Origin of the sequence: Hyphomicrobium sp., assembly GCF_036262015.1 — a bacterium.
Taxonomy (GTDB): Bacteria; Pseudomonadota; Alphaproteobacteria; order Rhizobiales; family Hyphomicrobiaceae; genus Hyphomicrobium_C.
In genome coordinates, this window is the sequence record NZ_DATAJR010000007.1 from 1 (window position 1) to 20,218 (window position 20,218).

The following is a 20,218-nucleotide window of genomic DNA, read 5'->3' on the forward strand; positions in this document are numbered from 1 at the left end:
CGTCGTGCAGGAGGCCGGAGTGCCGTTGCGCCCTTCGATTTCGACGAGGCAGAGGCGGCAGGAGCCGAAGCTCTCCAGCATATCGGTGGCGCAGAGCTTGGGGATGGTTGTGCCTATCTCCATGGCTGCGCGCATGATCGACGTGCCTTCCGGCACCGTCACATCAACGCCGTCGATGGTGAGCGTCACCATCTTCTCGGATTTCGACACCGGTGTGCCGTAGTCGGTTTCCTTGATAAGGGCCATCGTGCTACTCCGCTGCCTCGGCCAGCTTCCGCGCAGGCCGCCCGAAATCTTCGGGGAAATGTGTCAACGCGCTCATAACGGGATATGGGGTGAACCCACCCAAAGCGCAAAGGGATCCAAACTTCATCGTGTTACACAGGTCCTCGATGACGGCGAGGTTCTTGGCTGTGTCCTGACCAGCCATGACCTTGTCCATCGTCTCGCGACCGCGCGTCGAGCCAATGCGGCACGGCGTGCACTTGCCGCAACTCTCGATGGCGCAGAAGTCGAACGCAAACCGAGCCTGTTTCGCCATGTTCGCAGTTTCGTCGAACACCACGACACCCGCGTGTCCGATGAGGCCATCTCTTGCGGCGAAGGCTTCGTAGTCAAACGGCGTATCGAACAGCGCGCGCGGGAAGTAGGCGCCGAGCGGACCGCCAACCTGAACGGCCTTGACCGGCCGCCCCGTGACAGTGCCCCCGCCGATGTCGTCGATCAGCTCACCGAGGGTGATGCCGAACGCCGTTTCAAAAAGGCCGCCGTACTTGAGATTGCCAGCCAACTGGATCGGCATCGTTCCGCGCGAGCGGCCCATGCCGTAATCAAAGTAGGCCTTCGCGCCTTCGGCCAGGACGTACGGCACGGCGCAGAGCGACAGCACGTTGTTGATGACGGTCGGCTGCCCAAACAAACCCTTATGGGCAGGCAGCGGGGGCTTTGCGCGCACGAGACCGCGCTTGCCCTCGAGGCTTTCCAGGAGCGACGTTTCCTCGCCGCACACGTAAGCGCCTGCACCCATCCGGACTTCAAGCTCGAACGCGTGCTTGGTGCCGCAGATGCCTTGCCCGAGGAAGCCAGCTTTCTTGGCGGCCGCGATGGCTTGATTCAACGCGATCTGCGCGTGCGGATATTCGGAGCGCAGATAGACATAGCCGCGCGTGGCTCCCACGGCGATGCCGGCGATCGTCATACCCTCAACGAGCAGGAAGGGGTCACCTTCCATGATCATGCGGTCGGCAAAGGTGCCGCTGTCGCCTTCGTCGGCATTGCAGACGATGTACTTCTGCTGCCCCATGGGCGTGTCGTGGACGGTCTTCCACTTGATACCGGTCGGGAAGCCAGCGCCGCCCCGCCCGCGCAGGCCGGACTTCGTGACTTCTTCCACGATTTCGATCGGCTTCATCTCAAGGGCGCGCTCGAGACCTTTGTAGCCGTCGTGTGCGCGATAATCGTCGAGAGAAACGGGATCGGTGATGCCGCAGCGTGCGAAGGTCAGACGCGTCTGACGCTTCATGTAACGGTGCTCGTCTACCACGCCGATCGCAAGCGGATGCTTGATGGAGGCAACGGGCTTTCCTTCGAAGATGCCGGCCTTGACCAGGCTGTCCACGTCGGAGGGCGCTACCGGACCGAAGCCATAACGAACGCCTTCGCGCTCGATCTCGACGAGCGGCTCCAGCCACAACATGCCGCGCGAGCCGTTGCGAACGATCTGAACTTTGGCGCCGGCCTTCTTGGCGGCAGCGGCAAGAGAAGCAGCGACTTCATCGGCGCCGACGGCAACGGCGGCCGCGTCGCGCGGAACAAATACGCGAAGCGTCATGCCTGGGCCTCTTTCAAAAGCTGATCAAGCCGGTTGTTGTCGAGACGCCCGACAACGCGGCCGTCGATCATGGCCGAAGGCCCGGTGGCACAAAGGCCGAGGCAGTACACCGCTTCCAGCGTCACTCGGCCGTCAGAAGTTGTATTGCCGCACTCCACTCCAAGTTTCGATTCGGCGCGCTCAACCAAACGCTCACAGCCCATCGACTGACAGGCTTCAGCGCGGCACAACTTCAAGATGTGCTTTCCGGGCAGCTCGCGGCGATAGTCATGATAGAAGGTCACGACGCCGTGCACTTCGGCGCGAGAGAGGTTAAGTTCCCGTGCCAGCACTGGAATCGCTTCTTCAGGTACGTGCCCGAAGACATGCTGAACGGCGTGTAGAATGGGCATGAGGGGCCCTTCCAACGCGTTATGGTCAGCGACAATCTCAACCGTGCGCTCTTCGCTCCACGGTTCGAAGCGGCTCATGGGTTTCCTCACTTCTTTATAGTTATTTGAAAGTAGTTCACCTGCCGGCGGCTGCATAATCAATAGCGCAGTTTCGTGCGTTGATAGATCGCCTCTATCAACACACTGACCCAGGACCACCTCAACCGACCTCGGCGGCTATCGGGTTGCCTATGCGCTTCGCATGGGCAATGAACGCCGCGACCAAGGGCGAATGGGGCTCTCGTTTGGTAACGATCAGACCAATCTTGTGAGTAACTGTTGGTTTTACGAGCGAAATCGCCTTCAAGCGGCTCGGCCGGTCCAGCGTCTCCGCAAGCCGGGACGGCAGGATGCTGGCCCACTCCCCTGATCGGACGTGGGCATAGAGGACCAGCATCGAGTTGCTCTCGAGCGTGGGGATCTGCTTGACCCCCGCCTCTTCCAAGTGGCGGTCGATCAGTCGACGGTTCTGCATGTCCGGGGTCAAGAGACACAGCGGCAGTTCCCCGGCTTCGGCCCAGGTCACCTGCTCCCGCTTGGCCAGCGGACTTTCGGGCGCGACCAGGAGCACGTACTGCTCGTCGTAGATGCGAATGGCTTCGAACCGCGGCGGCGGTTCCGCATCGACGTAGGAAATGCCGATATCGGCCTCAAGGTTTTCGAGCCGGGCCAGTATTGAGTCGGACGTCATCGACAGGACTGTCAGATTTACGTCGGGATATTTCCGACGCATCGGGACGGTGAGCTCCGTCAAAAACGGTAGCGCAGTCGGGATAACTGCGAGCTTCAGATGCCCAGTCAGGCCCTTCTTGAGGGCATCGATTTCCTGACGCATGGCGCGCACGTCAGCGACGATGCGGCGGGCCCAGTCCAGAATTCGCTCGCCTTCGGGCGTGAAGCAGCGGAAGCGCGAACCGCGCTCGACGATTAGAACGCCATACTGATCCTCGAGGCTCTTCAGAGCCGAAGACAATGTCGGCTGGGTCACGCCCATCGAATCTGCGGCACGTCCGAAGTGGCGTTCGCGGGCCAGTGCTAGGAGCAGTTCGAGCTTGTTATCAATCATGGTTCTTAGGGATACCGTTCCAGCGCTCTTGACGCTTCCCGCCAAAAACCACGGCGCTTGTCTTCGAATAGGCTCGCGGCCGAATTTGATCCCAACGCATGTGCAGTTCCTGTCTCAATTATAGACGACGGCGTTCGGCGGCACACGGGCGACGAAGGGAGCACAATTGGTGGCCTCCCAAGGCACATCCTGATGCATGATAGCTGTAAAGTCTCATTAAGTCGTTGCTCCGCCTTCAGAATAAGAGAATTTTATACGATCCATTGAGGCGCCGTTTACCCTCCGCTTCAAATCGCGACCTCCATCGGACCCAAGGACGGGGGAATTTACGAGTTGTAAGAGGGTCTGGACCAATCGTGGCACAAAGTCAGTTCAGGAGCCGCGTTTATGGCCTCGTACCTCTATTCGCTCATGGCTAGATCGCAAAAGGCCTATGCCAATGGCGCCTGCGCAGTCGTCGAACGCAAGGCCATGGTCCGCCGTTTCGCCGATGAGACCAGTGGCAGCATCGCGATCATGTTTGCGCTGATCCTCGTGGCCCTTTGTCTTTTCGTGGGCGGAGCCGTCGATATTGGCCGCTGGCTCAACGCCCAGCATCAGACCACCGCCGCCGCGGATGCCGCGGTGCTCGCGGGCGCTCGCATGCTGCAGCTCAACGAGAAGGACGTGGCCGGTGCGCGTGCCGCCGCTCAAAAATATTACCTAGAAAATACGAAAGGCCGTTCCGGTGTGGTCGATGACACGATCGCCTTCGACGCGGTCGACAACGGCACCGCCTTCGCCGCCAGCGGCAGCGCTTACCTCCAGACCACATTCCTGAACTTTGCCCATGTCCCGAAGTTGCGGATAGCGGTTCCCTCCAAGGCCCTTCTTCGTGCCGGCGGCAAAGCAAACGATGCGGTCGAGATCTCGATGATGCTCGACGTCACAGGCTCGATGGGCGGCTCGAAGATCACCGATCTCAAGAAGGCGGCCAATGACCTCGTTGCAATCGTGATTTCCGACTCCTCGAATTACAACCCGGTGCGGGTTGCAATTGTCCCGTTTGCCGAAGGCGTACGCCTTCCTTCCTCGGCAAACGCCAAGGCCCGCGGAACGCCAATGGACAAGGTTGACCTGAAATACACATCGCGTGGCAAAACGACGACGTACACCTATTATCCGACAGATTGTGTCGTCGAACGGACTGGCACAAACAAATACACGGATGCTGCACCCGGCTCAGGCAACTACGTGATGACGCTCTTCAACGACGACAATGTGAAACTCGTCAACGGCAAGTCCTATGGAACCTGCGGCCTGCCGGCCGCTGACGAGTTGGTGCCTTTGACAAACGACAAAGTGCTTCTCAAAAATCGGATTGATAATTTGGTGCTTTCCGGCGCGACCGCTGGCCAGATCGGCACCGCGTGGGCTTGGTATACGCTCTCGCCCAACTGGAACTCTCTTTGGGCAACCTCTGCGGCCGCGTCTGCGTACGGCAGCGGACCGCGGAAGATTGCGATCCTCATGACAGACGGCGAATACAATCTTCAGTATGACGTCAATGGCGTCAGCACGAACGATCGGGGTGCCGGCTCCGCCGCCAATTCAGACTCGACCACCCAGGCCCGCGCGGTTTGCACGGCCATGAAGGCGAAAGGCATCACCGTCTACACGGTTGGCTTCGCGCTCGGATCGAATGCGACGGCGATCACGACGCTCAAACAGTGCGCGACAAACTCTTCGATGGCCTACACGCCCGATAGCGGCGCCGAGCTGCAGCAGGCGTTTCGCGACATCGCACTCAAGATCAACCAGCTCTATCTGACGCAGTGATCCCCCTCAGCGACGATCAAGCCTCACCAACCGCGCGCCGGATCCACGAATCCGGCGCGTTTTGCTTTTATTGGCCTATCGGGGTTCTCCACAGGCTCGCGTTTGACAGGTGATCGACCCGCGCCGCCATGGCAGAGTGCCGGCCCCGCGCAGGATGGCGGCATTTAGGGGTTCATGCCTTGACTTCACATGACGCTCGGCTCGCGGCTTGTCTCGCTCTGGTCGCTTTCGCGACCACGGCGTGCTCTTCGTCCAGCCCGCCGAGCGACACCTCCGCTCCCCCCCTCGCCTCCGAAGGCGCCGGGGACGGGGTGCGCCGCAATCCCGTCGTAGCCGGACGCCGGGCCCGGGTCTTCGTCATGGCAGGGTTCGGCGCCAAATGTGAAAGCCTTCCGGCTCCCAACATCAAGGTGACGCAACCGCCGGCCAAGGGCGAAGTGTCATTCGAGCCGGGCCAGGAGACGACGGTCAATACGAGCGCGTCCGGTACGTGTATCGGCGCAAAGGTCAGCGGGACGGGCATCTATTACACTGCGCGAAAGGGAGAAACAGGGGCCGACACCTTCTCGATTGAGGCCGAGTTGGGCGGTGACGTCACGCAGCGGACGTTCTCGGTTCAGATCGTGGAGTAGCTCTTGGCCTTGGCGTCACAATGGTTGAGGCAACTGCCGTTGTGTCTCAGCCAAAAGTCTCAGGTCAGCGAGGTTGTTCCTCCCAGCCGGGCCCCCTAGGGTGAGCGCCCTCACATCACCCCATCCAATCGGCGCCCCATGGCCAGCACATCCCAGCGCACGCGCGTTACGACCCAGGAAGCTCTCCAGTTTCACGCTCAGGGCAAGCCGGGCAAACTCGAGATTACGCCCACCAAGCCGCTCGTGACGCAACGCGACCTCGCCCTTGCCTATTCGCCCGGCGTGGCGGCCCCCGTCGAGGCAATCGCGGAAAACCCCTCCCTCGCCTACGACTACACGAACAAGGGCAACCTCGTGGCTGTCGTCTCGAACGGGACGGCCATTCTCGGCCTTGGCAATCTTGGCGCCCTTGCCGCCAAGCCGGTGATGGAGGGCAAAGGCGCGTTGTTCAAGCGCTTCGCCGACATCGACGCGCTGGATCTGCTGGTCGACACAGAAGACGTGGACGCCTTCATCAACTGCGTACGCTACCTTGGCCCGACGTTCGGGGGCATCAATCTCGAGGACATCAAGGCGCCCGACTGCTTCATCATCGAGGAACGGCTCAAAGAGCTGCTCGACATTCCGGTCTTCCACGACGATCAGCACGGAACGGCCATCATCGCGGCGGCGGGCATGATCAATGCGCTCGATCTGACGGGGCGCGACATCGCCAACTTCCGCCTGGTCGTGAACGGCGCGGGAGCTGCTGGCATCGCCTGCATCGAGCTGATGTGTGCGCTCGGGATGCCCAAGTCCAATGTCGTTCTTTGTGACACCAAGGGTGTGATCTACCAGGGCCGCAAATCCGGCATGAATCAGTGGAAGTCGACCTACGCGTCAACGACGAAGGCGCGCACGCTGGCCGAGGCGCTCGAAGGCGCGGATGCCTTCTTCGGTCTCTCCGCAAAGGGCGCGGTGACGCAAGACATGGTGCGTTCGATGGCTGCGAAGCCGATCATCTTCGCCATGGCCAATCCCGACCCCGAGATCACGCCCGAGGAAGTCCATGCCGTTCGTGAGGACGCCATCGTTGCCACAGGTCGCTCCGACTACCCGAACCAGGTCAACAATGTGCTCGGGTTCCCATTCATCTTCCGTGGCGCACTCGATGTGCAGGCGCGCACCATCAACGACGAGATGAAGATCGCGGCCGCGCGGGCCTTGGCCGAGCTTGCGCGCGAGGATGTGCCCGACGTGGTGATGGCGGCCTTTCTGGGGCGCCGCCCGACCTACGGACGCGAGTACATCATTCCGGCGCCGTTCGACCCACGCCTGATCAGCCGCGTATCTCCGGCCGTAGCGCAAGCCGCCATGGATTCCGGTGTTGCGCGCCGGCCGATCGTCGACATGGAAGGTTATGTGTCGCGGCTCACAGGGCGGCTCGACCCGGTGTCCACATGGCTGCAATCGATCTTCGAGCGCGTACGGGCGGAGCCCAAACGCATCGTATTCGCGGAAGGTGACGATCCCGGCGCCATCCGGGCGGCAAACAGCTACTTCGCACAAGGCCTCGGCGTGCCGGTTTTGGTCGGCGCCCCGGATGCGATCCGCGCGCGCTTCAAGGAGGCAGGGATCCGTCTCCGCGACGAATTCGAAATCATCGACAACCGCCACTCGCCCTACACCGAGGAGTTTGCCGAGTTCCTCTATTCACGCCTTCAACGGCGCGGGTTCCTCAAGCGCGACTGCGTGCGGCAGGTGATGAACGAGCGCAACGTGTTCGCGGCGCTGCTCGTTGCGCATGGTATCGCTGACTGCATGGTGGCGGGCGTGACCCGGAACTGGACGGGCGTCTTCCAGGACGTGCGGCGTGTCATCGATCCCGAGCCGGGACGGCATGTGATCGGTGTCAGCCTTGCGTTGTGCCGCGGGCGCGGCGTGCTGGTCGCCGATACCAACGTCCACGACATGCCGACTGCGCAAGAGCTGGCCAACATCGCCGTCGAGGCCGCGAATGCGGCGCGCAAGTTCGGCATGGATCCGCGCGTTGCGCTGCTGACCTATTCGACCTTCGGACAACCTCAAAGCGAGCGCTCCGATCAGGTGCGCGAAGCCGTTTCTATCCTGGCCGAGCGGGGTGTCGATTTCGAGTTCGACGGCGATATTGCCGCGGATGTGGCCCTCTCGCAGGACCTCTTGAAGCTCTACCCCTTCTGCCGGCTCTCCGGTCCGGCCAACGTGCTCGTCATGCCGGCGTTCCACGCGGCGTCGATCGCCACCAAGATGCTCAAGGAGCTGGGTGGCGCGACGCTGATTGGGCCTCTTCTTGTCGGTCTCTCCAAGAGCGTGCAGATCTCGACGCTCGGGGCGAAGGACGCGGATATCCTCAATCTCGCGGCACTAGCCGCCTACGATTTCGGCGGCTGAGGGGTCTCGACCGCCACGTCAGCCTCTTGAAACTTCTGCCCGATGAGGTGACCTTGCACCTCATGCACACGCATTCACACGGCCCGGCGCACCGCCACGACGATGGTCACGACCACGGCGGCGGTCACGGACATGCTCACGGCGCCGGCGCGTCCGAGCGTCGCATCGGATACGCGGCCCTGCTGACCGGCGTCTTCATGCTGGCGGAGCTGGCCGGCGGACTTGTTTCCGGTTCGTTGGCACTGATCGCGGACGCCGGTCATATGCTCACAGACTGTGCGGGTTTGCTGCTCGCTTGGGTCGGATTCCGCCTCGCGCGCCGCCCTGCCGACTGGAAGCGCTCCTACGGCTACGACCGGTTCGGCATCCTAGTCGCCTTTGCCAACGGCTTGGCGCTGTTCGTCATCGCGGGCTGGATCGTGCTGGAAGCTATTCATCGCATCAATGCGCCGTCTCCGGTGCTCGGCGGCATCATGCTGTGGGTGGCGCTGGCGGGCTTGGCGGTCAACGTGTTCGCCTTCTGGCTGCTACAAGGGGGCGATCACGACAATCTCAATGTCCGGGCCGCGGTTATGCATGTTGCGGGTGATCTGCTCGGCTCCATCGGGGCCATCGTGGCCGCTGTCGTCATCCTGCTGACGGGATGGATGCCCATCGATCCCATCCTGTCGGTGCTCGTCGCCGTTCTCATCCTGGGATCGGCTTGGCGGATTGTCCGCGAAAGCGCCCACATTCTGCTCGAGGGAACTCCGCCAGGGATCGACCCTGCAAAGATCGGGGCCGATATCAAGGCCGCCGTACCATCTGTGCTCGACGTGCACCACGTCCACGTCTGGTCCCTCAGCCAGGACAGGCCGGTTGTTACCCTGCACGCCCGCGTTGCCACTCTTCCAAGACCGGACGGAATTGTGCCCGAGATCAAGAACGTCCTACGGTCGCAATACGGGGTCGACCACGCCACGGTCGAGCTCGAGTTCGAAAGCTGCGCCGACGGACGGGCGCCTTGCCACGACGTGCCCGAAAGTCCACAGTCTCATTGACCTCCGCGTCCTTACTTATTGCGCGTGACAACCCGCCCCGTAATACTCACTCGCCTCATGTGCGGGGCGGAGGGCGCGTTCGAGGAGCAGTATGGCGGACAACGCGGGGTTAACGCGACGGAGTGCGCTCAAGCTTGGCCTGGCGGGGGCCGCGGGCGCCGCAGGGCTCGATATTCCAGCAGCTCAGGCGGCTACGACGAAAGCCCCTTTGCCGGACAGCAAGCCCAATATCCTGTTTCTCCTGGTGGACGAGCAGCGCTACCCCACACCTTATGAAAGCGCCGCGCTCAAGCAGTTCCGCGCCACGCATCTTCCGGCCCAGGGCAAGCTCGCGCAGAAGGGCGTGACGTTCGAGCGGCACTATGTGGCCTCTGTCGCCTGCGTGCCGAGCCGGACGTCGCTCTACACCGGACACTATCCCTCGCTGCACGGCGTTGCCAACACGGACGGCGCGGCAAAAGCCGCCGACGATCCCGACATGCATTGGTTGCTGCCCGGCTCGGTGCCCACCATCGGGCACTATCTGCGCGAAGCGGGATACCGCACCTTCTGGAAGGGCAAGTGGCACGCAACGGAAGCCGACCTCAGGGTGCCCGGGACAAGCGAAGTCATCACAAGTTACAACGCGGACGGCGTGACGGATCCCACTAAGGAGGACGTCTACCTGAAGGCGGACCCGCTCGATCCGTACGGGTTTTCCGGATGGATCGGCCCTGAGCCGCATGGGTCCGATCCGCTCCGATCCGGATCCTCGGCCGCTGCCGGCAAGCAAGGCCGAGACCCCGCCATCGCCGCGCAGGCTGTGAAGCTGATCAAGGATCTCGGCGCGTCGAACGACGGGCGCCCGTGGTTCCTGATGGCGTCGTTCACAAACCCACACGACATCGCGCTCTGGGGCTTCTACTCAAACCTCGCTGCCGACCTTCAAGGCCGCTACGACTTCAGCGTGCCGGACTACGTTCCCGAGGAGCCTTTCGACCGGAGCCTGTTCGGGCGTTCCCGCCTCGAGCAGCTCGACGATAAGCCGTCCTGCCAGAAGTCATACCGGGATGCCTACAGCTCCTTCATGCAGCCGAGCTTCGCGAGCCGCGAGTACTACCGCCTTTACTATCGCCTGCATGCCGATGTGGACCGTCATCTCGGTGAAGTCCTCCGGGCGCTCGACGAGTCGCCGTTCGCCGACAACACCATTGTCGTGTTCACATCCGATCACGGCGATCTTCTCGGCGCGCACGGCGGGCTGCATCAGAAATGGTACATGGCCTACGAGGAGGCCGTGCATGTTCCGATGGTCGTCGTGTTACCGGGGCAGACCGGCGCGCGTTCCGTGCCTATTCCGACGAGCCATATCGACATCGCGCCAACCCTGCTCGGCCTTGCCGGCGTGGATCACAACGCCATCCGTGATGCGATTGCTCCCGGTTTCACCGACCCGCTCCCCCTTGTCGGGCGGGATCTCTCGTCGCTGATCAGCGGTGAAGCTGCCGCCGATAAGCTCGCCGAGCCGATCTACTTCATGACGGACGACGATCCGAGCCGCGGCCTCGATCAAAAGAACTTCATTGGCGTCAGCTACGACTCCGTCGCACAGCCCAATCACGTCGAGACGGTGATCGCAGCCATCGACGGCGAGATCTGGAAATACTCACGCTACTTCGATCACCCCCGCTACTGGAGCGCGCCGGGCACGCCGGGCGCCGAGGGTGTCCGTGACGTGGTCAACAAGCCGAAGGGCCGCGAGGGCGACGAGGATGGCACGTCGCGCCGTATCTACGAGGAACGCGTGAAGACCGTGCCCGCGCCGAGCGAGTACGAAATGTACAACGTCACCGCCGATCCCATGGAGCTCGAAAACCTCGCCGGAAAGCCCGAATGGAAGGCGCGCGAGAGCAAGCTTCGCGAGCTTTTGGTGGAACAGTGCGCCCGCAAGCGCCTCGTTCCCCAGAGCGGGCCAGTCCCCGGCGAGACCGGCTGCCGTCAGGCTTAGCCCTCTCGCAGCACGTCCGATCAGACCAAAGTCTGATTCCGCTTCAGACCCGAGCCTCACCTGATCGTGGGCCGCTTTGCCCTGTGCGCAGTGTGGCTATGCCGGCAAGATACTCCCGAAATCTCCTACGGACCCTTCCGGATGCCTTCGCTCCGATCCGCTCGTGATGCACGCCGGCCGATGCACCGTCCCGCTTGGGACGATCGCGGTTACACGCTCCTGGAGGTTCTCGTCGTGCTCGGCATCGTGGTGCTGCTCGCCAGCATCGCGGCGCCGCAAGTGCTTCGGTACATGGGTCAGGCGCGCAGCGAAGCCGCCAAGGCCCAGATCGGATCAATCACGACGGCGCTCGAACTCTATGCCTTGGATATGGGCGGCTTTCCAGGTGCCCAGTCGGGCGGCCTGCGCGCGCTCGTTGCGGCTCCAGGGGGCAGTAAGAAATGGCGCGGGCCCTACCTCAAGCGCGCCGACGGCCTGATCGATCCGTGGGGCCAGCCCTATCAATACCGATTCCCCGGACGCAACGGCCAGCCGGAGGTCTTCACCCTGGGGCGGGACAATGCGCCTGGAGGCGCCGCCGAGGACCAGGACATCGCGAACTGAAACCCAAGCAGCGCTAGACGCTATATGAGCGGGCCGAAGTTCCAGGTTGCCCAGAGGCCGAGACATAGGAACGGTCCGAACGGGAGTGCCGTCGATCCTTGCACTTCTCGCCCCGAGAGAACAGCAGCGGCGACAGCAACTAGCGCCGTCAGGCAAGCGAGAAGCAGCGTCGACGCCAGCCCCTCGAAGCCGACCCACGCCCCAGCCGCGCCAAAGAGCTTTGCATCGCCGAAGCCAAGCCCACTTCGCCCTCTCACCTGCAAATAGATCCAATTCAGCCCTGCCAATGCGCCGACTGCAAAGAGGGCGGCCAGTGCGGCCGTGACGACGTCGCGGTTCTCGACGAGCCATGCAACGACGAGGCCGGCTGCCAAGAGCGGAAGGGTTATGATGTCGGGCAAGCGCCAGGTGCGGAGATCGATGATGGACAGGGCGACTAAGGCAAGCCCCAGCGCCATTCCGGCGGCAATCTGAGCGAAACCAACGCCGTAGCTCTCACGCGCGACCAGAGTAATCGCGAGATAGACGACGACAAACGCGCTGATCAAAACCCAAGTGCGAGGCATCCGGCGAATGTATCACACCGCGCGAGCGACTCGTGTATCCAGAGGCATCGTGCGCCACGCAGCAGGTGCCCCAATGCGCCAGATGCTCTTGCCGATGTTTGCCTTGTCCGTGTTGCAGGCGCAGCCCGCAACGGCTGGTCCGCGCATGGATCGCTTTTCAGAGCAGCGCTACATGGCTGGGCCCGTCGCACCGCTCGAGGCACGCGGTTGCTATTACCGCCGGGGCCGCGAGTACTGTGGTCGGTATTGCTACATAGAAATCAACGGCCGCCGCTATTGCCAGGAACGCGCGCGCGATGCCGTGCCTCAAGCGGGTATCGGATTCTTCGGTGAGCCTCCTCCCGAGGCCGGTTACGTTCTCAAATAGGTCGCGCGCTAGCAGGGAGGCTTTTCTCCGTTGTAGTCGGCGGCGACAGACGACGGGGCCTGCATCCAGCGCCGGATCGTGAAATCTCCCCGCCCAGCCTGCGGTGCTTCGAGGATAGCCCAGCGCGTGAAGCGGCCGCCGCCGCGCGCGGCACCTGTGGCGAGAACCGAAACTGCCCGCCCCTCGCTTCGGGACACGAATGAGGTTGGGATGCCTTCCCACTGTCCCATCGCTGCGGAAGACGATGCGAACCCGGTTTCGGAGGTGAGGGCGGCTCCACGCACGATCACGTCGCGAAGGCCGGGCGGCGCCTGAAGCGGGTCAAATCCTTCGGCTCCCGAATTCACGGTCAGGAACGGACGCATTTCAAGCACAAGCTTTGGCGGTATCGCGAGCACCTGCTCGATCTCCTCCACGGCATCGAACGGCCGGTTTTTCGGGGGAGCCCTACCGGCGTAGTCTTCGGCCTCCGCACCGTCGGGCCTCGCCTGACTGTCGCCGTCGCGGAAGTCGAGGATGCGGCTGACGATTGGTCTCGCCTTCTCGATGGGCGTGCCGAGGCCCACGACGAGCGCCAGCAAGAGCGCTTCGTTGTTGGTGTTGAGGTCGATCTTGCCCGCTTCATCGCGAACCTCGATCGCAATCACGCCCGCTTGGCTAGGAGCGGCGCAAACAACGGCGGCGGAGCCGGCTGCAAAGCGTGATGTCTGGCTACTACCCGAGCGGCGCGCCTGCAGATCCATCACCGCGAGCTGAACGCCGGCGTCGGCAAGCGCCTCAGCCTCGGCCGAGTCCACCGCGCTTGCGATGGATTTGACGCGGCTTCTCACGCCATACGTGAACGTGACAGCAACCAGGATAAGGACGAGCGCGACGAGAAGCACGGCGACCAGGACGAAGCCCTGGTCATTGCCTGCAGCGGTGTTTCCTTCCGCGCGTTCCCGCACTCATCCCACCTCGGCTCTCACCTGACGATGCGATCAACCTGCTCCCGGCGATCCGGCGGTGTCGCGCGCTGCGGCCGCGTCGACAGGTTCAGCCGATCTCGAAACTCCGCTGCAATCCTGCCCATCTGACCGTCGTCTGTCACGACATGGGGCGTAATCGCGATTAACAGCTCTGTGCGCTGGATGCGGTCGTCCTTGTCTTTGAAGAGATTGCCGACGAGCGGAATGTCGCCGGCCAGCGGAACCTGCTTGCGCTCCCGGCTGGCCCGGTCCTGCATCAGGCCCGCGAGCATCACGCTGCCGCCGTTCTGCACGGCAACGGTCGTCTTGATCCGACGCTGCTGAATAGTCGGAGAATCGATGGAGGATGAGGTTGTTGGTTTGACATCGCTCACCTCCTGCTCGATCTCGAGCAGCACGCGTCCATCTTCCGCGACGCGCGGAATGATGTTCAGGATGACGCCGGTGTTGCGGAAAGCGATCGCGTTCACTATGGGCGCATCGGGCGTCAACACGCTGACGGCGGATTGGGTCGCGACCGGGACTTCGTCACCGATCTGCAGGACCGCCTTCTTGTTGTTCAGCACCATCAGCGACGGCGACGACACGACGTCGACATTGGTAACGTTCGCCAGCGCATTCAGCACGATCTTCGCGTTGGGCGCGTTCACGAAGTAGGAGAAGCCCGGAAAGACCGGCGCGATTGCACCCAGCGCGCTGTCCGTCAGACGAAATTCGTTGCGTCCGGATTCGAAGAACCAGCGCAAGCCGAACCGCAGATTGTCGTTGAGCGTCACCTCGGCGATCGTGGCTTCCAGAAGCACCTGCGAGGGCAAGCGGTCGACCTCGGCGAGAACCTGCTTGATGCGACGGATCTCGCCCGGTGTCGCGGAGATGATCAGCGAGTTGTTGCTGTCATCCGCGACGATGGATATCCCTGTCTGGCGGTCGTTCGGGGGCGCCTGCGCGAGCATGCCGGAGCGATTGGCCGGTTGAGCTTCTGCGGCCGCGTCGCCGTCGGGCGCTTCGGCGGCGCCAGGGGGCGCGGCCTGCGGGCCGGGTGCTCCTCCGGCACTGGCGATCAGAGGTGCCGCAAATGCGCCAGGCGTGCCGGCCGTCGAGCGCTGGCCGACCGTCGGCGGCGGTATCGACAGGGACTGATCGTCAGACACGATGGTCTGCGAGGCCGGAAACCCGGGAGCCTGGTCCGAAACCCCATTGTCAGCCGATGCGTCGCCCTGGCCTTCCGGGCCGTATAGCTTCTGAAGGAGCAGAGCCAGCTCCTGAACTGGCCGGTATTGAACATGATAAACAAAAGCGCGCTTTTCAGTGGCCTGCCCGGCCATATCGATGCGCTTGATCCACGTCTCCGCCTTCTGCAGGTACTGCGGCTTGGATGAAATGACGAGAATGGCCTTGAGCCGCGCATTCGGAACGAAACGGACCATCCCCTTGGTCGGGCTCTCCTGGTCGTTGGCGAAAATCGTGTCGAGCTCTTGGGCAATGGCCTCGGTATCGGACTCGACGGGATAGAGCCCGAATGACATCCCGCGCAGCCAGTCAACGTCGAACGTGGCGACCGTCTCAACGAGGCTCGCCAGTTCCGCCTTGGTTCCGGTGAGGATCAAGAGGTTGCGCGCCGTGTCCACGCGCGCGATCGTACTCTGCGGCGCGACGGACTTGAGAATGCGCTCCATCTCCGTCGCGGAGACATAGGTCAGCGGTACGATTTCCGACGACATGCCGGCCACGCGCCGGGCCGGCGATGCTCGCATCTTGAGATGCTTCCCGGCTGCGACGGCCTCGTCGCGCGGGAGGACCTTGTACACGCCTCCGTCAATGACGATGGCAGCGCCCTCAGTTTCGAGCACGGATTCGAAAACGTCGAGCAGGGCGTCCTGACTGACCGGATTTGCCGTCTTGAGCGTAATGGAGCCCTTGAGCTTGTCGCTCACGACATAGGTCACGTGTAGGACGTCGCCAAGCACCGCCCTGGCCGCTTCGGCAATGCTGGCATCGACGAGGTCGAGCGATACGCCCTCGCCCGTCACAGTACCGACCGCAGACCGCTCGCGCGGTCCGGCCGGATTGACGAAGCTGCCGGAGCCTGGATACGCGCGCGGCTGGCTTGCGGCCGGATCGCCCGGACTACCGAGGGGCGCGCTTCCCTGGGCACCACCGCCAGGCGGCGCCGGAATGGCGCCCGTCTCCGTCGGCGTAATGGGCGAGGGCAACGAAAGTTGCTCCATCGGCAGGGTGCAAGCGGACAATACGATGCTGAGCACCGCGGCGATGGCCCCGGTGACCACTGGAAAACGTCCGCACAACTTTTGCTCCGAGCGCCCCAAAACTCTCCCTATCCCCCACCGCAATACGAACTCTTCCCACTGCCGAATTTTCGAGCAGCGGGAAGGACATTCAGCGGTCGAATGATGCAGCAGCGATTCGGCTCTGACTGTCGAGGCGAGCTGGGGGGCACGCGGAGGATACCCACTGGTCTGCGTGCCACAGGTCTATTGGGCACCCTCTCCATCGGACCTTGGTCTGTATGCCGATACACTGCCCCCGTGATAGGCTTGCACGTAATACTAATTGTGCGCCGTAATATTCCTGCGCGCCTGAGATCTCAGAACGGGCTCGCAGAGCCGATCGGCCGTTTAGTCGGGGATTGCACATGTACATTCCCAAGGACGCGTCGCGTGCGCGACAGCGTGAGGCGGAGCGTGCCCGCGAAAATCGATTGGAAATCGTCAAAGCCTTGTCACAGGGGCAGGTGAGCCGCCGCGAACTCGTCGCGTGGGGCCTGCTCACGTTCACGGGCGCACTGGCCATGAAGAACGGCCTCAACATGTTCGCCCGAAGTGCATTCGGCGCCGTACCGACCGGCACACCGCGCAGTCCTCTCTTCGGGGCCAAAAAATTCACTCAGCGCATGCCCCGGCTGGAGACGCAGCAGCCCATCCCGCTGACGAACGAGAACTGGGAGGCGAGCTTTCCCCTCAGCATGGGCGAGCCGAATGCAAGGAAACTCTCGTGGCATACGGATTTCAGCGCCACGAACAATCCCGATCCCTCCCTCGTCAATCCCCTGACCGGACGCGGCCCCATCGAAGGCCGTCCTCCGGGCGATTTCTTCGCGCACCAACGGTGGCGCGAATATTTTCCGAAGGTCGGCTACGTGCTTTCGATGGCCGACGCGCAGGACAACACCAAGTTTCATCCCAACTTTCAGGCCCAAAAACCCAACAAAGTATGGACCTTCGGTAGCGGCCACCACGCGCGCGGCGCGCCGACGCCTCCCCTCATCCGCGCGCGCTACAGCGAGCCGCTTCTCGTCCGGATTTACAACAACCTCCCGAAGGACCGGGCACTCAATGGCGGCTTCGGGCGAAATGAAATCTCGACCCATTTTCACAATGCGCATAATGGCGCGGAAAGCGACGGCGCCTGCAACGCGTTCCACTTCCCGGGAACGTTCTACGACTATCGCTACAGCACCACGCTTGCGCGTCGCGATCGCATCAATACGCAGGCAACCGAACCGCGTGCATCGGGACCCGACGGCTCCGGCGGGCTGACGTTCGTGCCGGGTGATTTCCGCGAGCTGCAGGGAACCATGTGGTTCCACGATCATCGCTTCTTCTTCACGGCGGAGAATGTCTACAAAGGCAACGCCGGCATGATCAACTACTACAGCGGGCCGGATCGCGGAAACGAGCAGCTCGACGAGCGGTACAATTGCAACTTACGACTACCGAGCGGCTACGTGCGCGATTGGGGTAACGTCGATTTCGACGTCAACCTGATGTTCAGCGACATGTCGTTCGACAGAGACGGTCAGCTCTACTTCGACATCTTCGACATGCTCGGGCATCTCGGCGACGTGATGGCGGTGAACTTCGCCTATGCACCATTTTTCGAGGTGCTTCCGCGGAAATATCGCTTCCGTCTCCTGAACGCCAGTATGTCACGCTTCATCAAGCTCGCGCTTGTCACCCCTGCCGACAAGAAGAAGGCCCGCTTCACGTTCATTGCCAATGATGGAAACTTCCTCGTCAGACCGATCGACTCCAATCAGATGAACGACGAGTTGCCGATTCAGGGGCCGGCAGAGCGCTACGACATCGTCATCGACTTCAGCCGTTTCAAACCCGGCGACAAGATCCAACTCGTCAACCTTTTGATGCATAAGACGGGCGAGAAGGCGGACGATCCCGTTTCGATCGCGACCGCGCTCAAAGGCGAGGACAAGGATCCCGCCGTCGGAGCATGCCTGGAATTTCGCGTCGTTTCGGAAGTAGCCAGCGTCGACCAGCCGGGGCTTACGCTGCGTGCGACGGACCGCGACGACAGCAAAGTTCCGTCTACGCTCACCGAGCAGATCCCCGTTGTCACGCCGGTGCGCAAACGCACAATCGAGTTCAAGAAGGATGCCCTCAATCGCGCCAAGAATTGCAATCCGAGCTGCGAGGACAAGGAGTTCCTTCCCTGGGTCGTGCGCATCAACGGCGAAACTCAAAACTCTCTCAACGCCAACCGCATCTCTCTGCTGATCCCGAAACCGGGCGAGGTCGAACACTGGACCATCGTCAACGGCGGCGGTGGCTGGGATCATCCCATCCACCTGCATTTTGAGGAAGGCGTCACGATCAAGCGTAACGGCGGAACTCCGCCCATCCACGAAAATCTCGTCCGCAAGGATGTCTGGCGTTTGCCCGGCAATGGCACGGTCACCTTCCAGGTTCAGTTCGGTGAATTCGGGGGCGCCTATGTCCAGCATTGCCACAACACCGTGCACGAGGACTTCGCGATGCTGATGCGCTATCAGCTCATCTCCGACAACGGCGAGCCGCAACTCGCTATCTCGCCCACTCCGATCCCCACGGAAGACGGCGTAACATTCATGACGCCGGAAATTCTTCCTGAGGGTGACCCACGCAGGAGAACCAGCAGTTAGCTGAGCGACCCGCAATGAAAGTCTCTTTGGTGCGTGCGGTTACTCTCATCGGAGTGTTGTCTCTCCTCGTAGGAGCCACTGCGGCCTACATTCTCTTGCAACATAATTCGATCCGTTCGGCTCCGGCTTCGTCGCGCACCTGGGACGAAGCCTATTTCACCAACACCGAGGTCGTGACTCATGATGGCCGCCGGTTGCGGCTCTACGACGATCTTCTCAAGGGCAAGATCGTCGTCATCAATTTCATCTATACGAGCTGCAAAGATCTTTGTTCGCTCGGCACCGCACGTCTTGCCTTGGTTCGCGATCGCCTCGGCGCGCGGGTGGGCAAGGACATCTTCTTCTACTCGATTACTCTTGATCCCGTGATCGATGGTCCAGAGGTTTTGAAGAAGTATGCCGATACCTTTTACACCGGGCCAGGCTGGCTTTTCCTGACCGGCGCGGCCGACGACATCGACCTCATCCGCTACAAACTTGGCGATCGCGGAAAGACACTGGCGGATCACCGCACGGATGTCGTTTTGGGCAATGACGCGACCGGCGAGTGGAGCCGCGACTCCATTTTTTCCGACACGGATCACCTCACGCATACGATCCTGCGCATGGATCCCGAAGAGCGCGCGCGTCCATCTATGGTCATCGCGCAATCCAACACGCACGGAACACCGACTCCGCTCGGCGATACACCGGGACGCGCCCTGTTCGTTAAGACGTGCGCGGCTTGTCACAGCATCGGCGGCGGCGATCGCGTCGGGCCCGATCTTGCTGGCGTGACACAGCGGCGTTCGCAGGACTGGCTGGTACGATTCATCGTTTCTCCCAGCGCGATGATCCGCGCGGGCGATCAAACGGCGCTTGCTCTTCTCGAACAATATCGCGGGTTGCGGATGCCGGAAGTGGGGCTGACGGATACCGATGCACGTGATCTGATCGCCTACATCGACTCCCAAACTATCACGAAGGGTGACGCCGCGACGGCCGCGGCAGGTGCCAGCTCCCAGCCGCATCCGGTACACAGCCCCTGACTTGGCAACGGAGATCTACTGTTGCTCCGGCGCGGATTGCGCCTGCTTGATCGCAAGCTTGATCTGCTGTTGGCGATCGTTCTGCTCCACCACGACGAAATCTCCTTCGATGGCCCGGAGTTTCCATCCGTTTACATGGCCACCAATCTCAATCCATCGCGCATAGGGTTCGCCGGACACGCGGATCAGCGCACGGCGATTTCCTCCCCACTGCATCATCCCGACGAGTTTAAGTGCGGTATCGTCCGTTTCGGGTAATGCACTTGCCGCCGCTGGACTCGATGGTTCAGCAGCGTCGGGCCGCCGGGACATATTGAACACGGGCCGCTCAAGCGTTTCGACTAGAACGTCCTTCGTTGTCAGGGGCGCCACGGGCGCGACCGCCCCACCTGCGGAGGGCGGCTGTTCTGTTTCGCTTGTCGCGTTGTCGGTCTTTGGGGAGATATCGAGGCTCGTCGTCAAAAGCTGCCAGTTTACGACGACCAGCGCAGCCGTACCCGAAAGGAGCGCCGCAATCAGGACCCTGTGTGCCAATG

Annotated in this window: 17 protein-coding genes; 9 read left to right on the top strand and 8 right to left on the bottom strand. The window is 62.2% G+C overall.

Annotated features, from left to right (window positions below):
• From VHO05_RS06880 to VHO05_RS06895, 4 genes are all read right to left on the bottom strand, one after another.
• A partial coding sequence (locus VHO05_RS06880; protein ID WP_329645865.1) for a 2Fe-2S iron-sulfur cluster-binding protein occupies window positions 1-246 on the bottom strand: 246 nt, incomplete at its 3' end.
• A 4-nt stretch (window positions 247-250) separates the two neighbouring features.
• The gene (locus VHO05_RS06885) at window positions 251-1,831 is read right to left on the bottom strand and encodes an NADH-ubiquinone oxidoreductase-F iron-sulfur binding region domain-containing protein (protein WP_329645866.1); all 1,581 of its coding nucleotides are present in this window, start codon (window positions 1,829-1,831) and stop codon (window positions 251-253) included.
• On the bottom strand, window positions 1,828-2,301 hold the full coding sequence (locus VHO05_RS06890; protein ID WP_329645867.1) for a formate dehydrogenase subunit gamma: 474 nt from the start codon (window positions 2,299-2,301) through the stop codon (window positions 1,828-1,830). Before VHO05_RS06890 ends, VHO05_RS06885 begins: the two co-directional genes overlap by 4 nt.
• A 121-nt stretch (window positions 2,302-2,422) precedes the next feature.
• Complete coding sequence (locus VHO05_RS06895) at window positions 2,423-3,328, bottom strand: LysR family transcriptional regulator (RefSeq protein WP_329645868.1); 906 nt, start codon at window positions 3,326-3,328, stop codon at window positions 2,423-2,425.
• Window positions 3,329-3,715: 387 nt separating this feature from the next.
• On the opposite strand from VHO05_RS06895, the gene VHO05_RS06900 reads away from it, so the two are divergent.
• The 6 genes from VHO05_RS06900 to gspG all read left to right on the top strand — a co-directional run bounded on the left by VHO05_RS06900 (window position 3,716) and on the right by gspG (window position 11,817).
• Window positions 3,716-5,146 (top strand): TadE/TadG family type IV pilus assembly protein, encoded by a 1,431-nt coding sequence (locus VHO05_RS06900; RefSeq protein WP_329645869.1) that lies wholly within the window; start codon window positions 3,716-3,718, stop codon window positions 5,144-5,146.
• Between the two features lie 179 nt (window positions 5,147-5,325).
• Window positions 5,326-5,778 carry a hypothetical protein gene (locus VHO05_RS06905; protein ID WP_329645870.1) on the top strand — a complete coding sequence of 151 codons (453 nt, stop codon included), beginning with the start codon at window positions 5,326-5,328 and terminating at the stop codon, window positions 5,776-5,778.
• Window positions 5,779-5,916: 138 nt separating this feature from the next.
• Window positions 5,917-8,187 carry an NADP-dependent malic enzyme gene (locus VHO05_RS06910; protein WP_329645871.1) on the top strand — a complete coding sequence of 757 codons (2,271 nt, stop codon included), beginning with the start codon at window positions 5,917-5,919 and terminating at the stop codon, window positions 8,185-8,187.
• 62 nt (window positions 8,188-8,249) lie between these two features.
• On the top strand, window positions 8,250-9,227 hold the full coding sequence (locus VHO05_RS06915) for a cation diffusion facilitator family transporter (protein WP_329645872.1): 978 nt from the start codon (window positions 8,250-8,252) through the stop codon (window positions 9,225-9,227).
• Window positions 9,228-9,318: 91 nt separating this feature from the next.
• On the top strand, window positions 9,319-11,214 hold the full coding sequence (locus VHO05_RS06920; RefSeq protein WP_329645873.1) for a sulfatase-like hydrolase/transferase: 1,896 nt from the start codon (window positions 9,319-9,321) through the stop codon (window positions 11,212-11,214).
• Between the two features lie 141 nt (window positions 11,215-11,355).
• Window positions 11,356-11,817, top strand: coding sequence for a type II secretion system major pseudopilin GspG (gene gspG, locus VHO05_RS06925; RefSeq protein ID WP_329645874.1), 462 nt, complete (start codon window positions 11,356-11,358; stop codon window positions 11,815-11,817).
• 20 nt (window positions 11,818-11,837) lie between these two features.
• Here gspG and VHO05_RS06930 read toward each other — a convergent pair whose 3' ends face one another.
• Window positions 11,838-12,383, bottom strand: coding sequence for an A24 family peptidase (locus tag VHO05_RS06930; RefSeq protein ID WP_329645875.1), 546 nt, complete (start codon window positions 12,381-12,383; stop codon window positions 11,838-11,840).
• A gap of 73 nt (window positions 12,384-12,456) precedes the next feature.
• Between VHO05_RS06930 and VHO05_RS06935 the strand changes: the two genes are divergently transcribed.
• Window positions 12,457-12,750 (top strand): hypothetical protein, encoded by a 294-nt coding sequence (locus tag VHO05_RS06935; RefSeq protein ID WP_329645876.1) that lies wholly within the window; start codon window positions 12,457-12,459, stop codon window positions 12,748-12,750.
• An 8-nt stretch (window positions 12,751-12,758) separates the two neighbouring features.
• Here VHO05_RS06935 and VHO05_RS06940 read toward each other — a convergent pair whose 3' ends face one another.
• Both VHO05_RS06940 and gspD read right to left on the bottom strand, forming a co-directional pair.
• The gene (locus tag VHO05_RS06940; RefSeq protein WP_329645877.1) at window positions 12,759-13,697 is read right to left on the bottom strand and encodes a hypothetical protein; all 939 of its coding nucleotides are present in this window, start codon (window positions 13,695-13,697) and stop codon (window positions 12,759-12,761) included.
• Between the two features lie 17 nt (window positions 13,698-13,714).
• Complete coding sequence (gene gspD / locus VHO05_RS06945; RefSeq protein ID WP_329645878.1) at window positions 13,715-16,006, bottom strand: type II secretion system secretin GspD; 2,292 nt, start codon at window positions 16,004-16,006, stop codon at window positions 13,715-13,717.
• A 365-nt stretch (window positions 16,007-16,371) separates the two neighbouring features.
• On the opposite strand from gspD, the gene VHO05_RS06950 reads away from it, so the two are divergent.
• Both VHO05_RS06950 and VHO05_RS06955 read left to right on the top strand, forming a co-directional pair.
• Entirely contained in the window at window positions 16,372-18,654 is a 2,283-nt protein-coding gene (locus tag VHO05_RS06950; protein WP_329645879.1) for a multicopper oxidase family protein, read from the top strand.
• Between the two features lie 14 nt (window positions 18,655-18,668).
• A complete protein-coding gene (locus tag VHO05_RS06955) occupies window positions 18,669-19,682 on the top strand; it encodes an SCO family protein (protein WP_329645880.1) in 1,014 nt (337 codons plus the stop codon).
• A 15-nt stretch (window positions 19,683-19,697) separates the two neighbouring features.
• On the opposite strand, the gene VHO05_RS06960 is transcribed toward VHO05_RS06955, so the two are convergent.
• Complete coding sequence (locus tag VHO05_RS06960) at window positions 19,698-20,216, bottom strand: hypothetical protein (RefSeq protein ID WP_329645881.1); 519 nt, start codon at window positions 20,214-20,216, stop codon at window positions 19,698-19,700.
• Window positions 20,217-20,218: the final 2 nt, after the last annotated feature.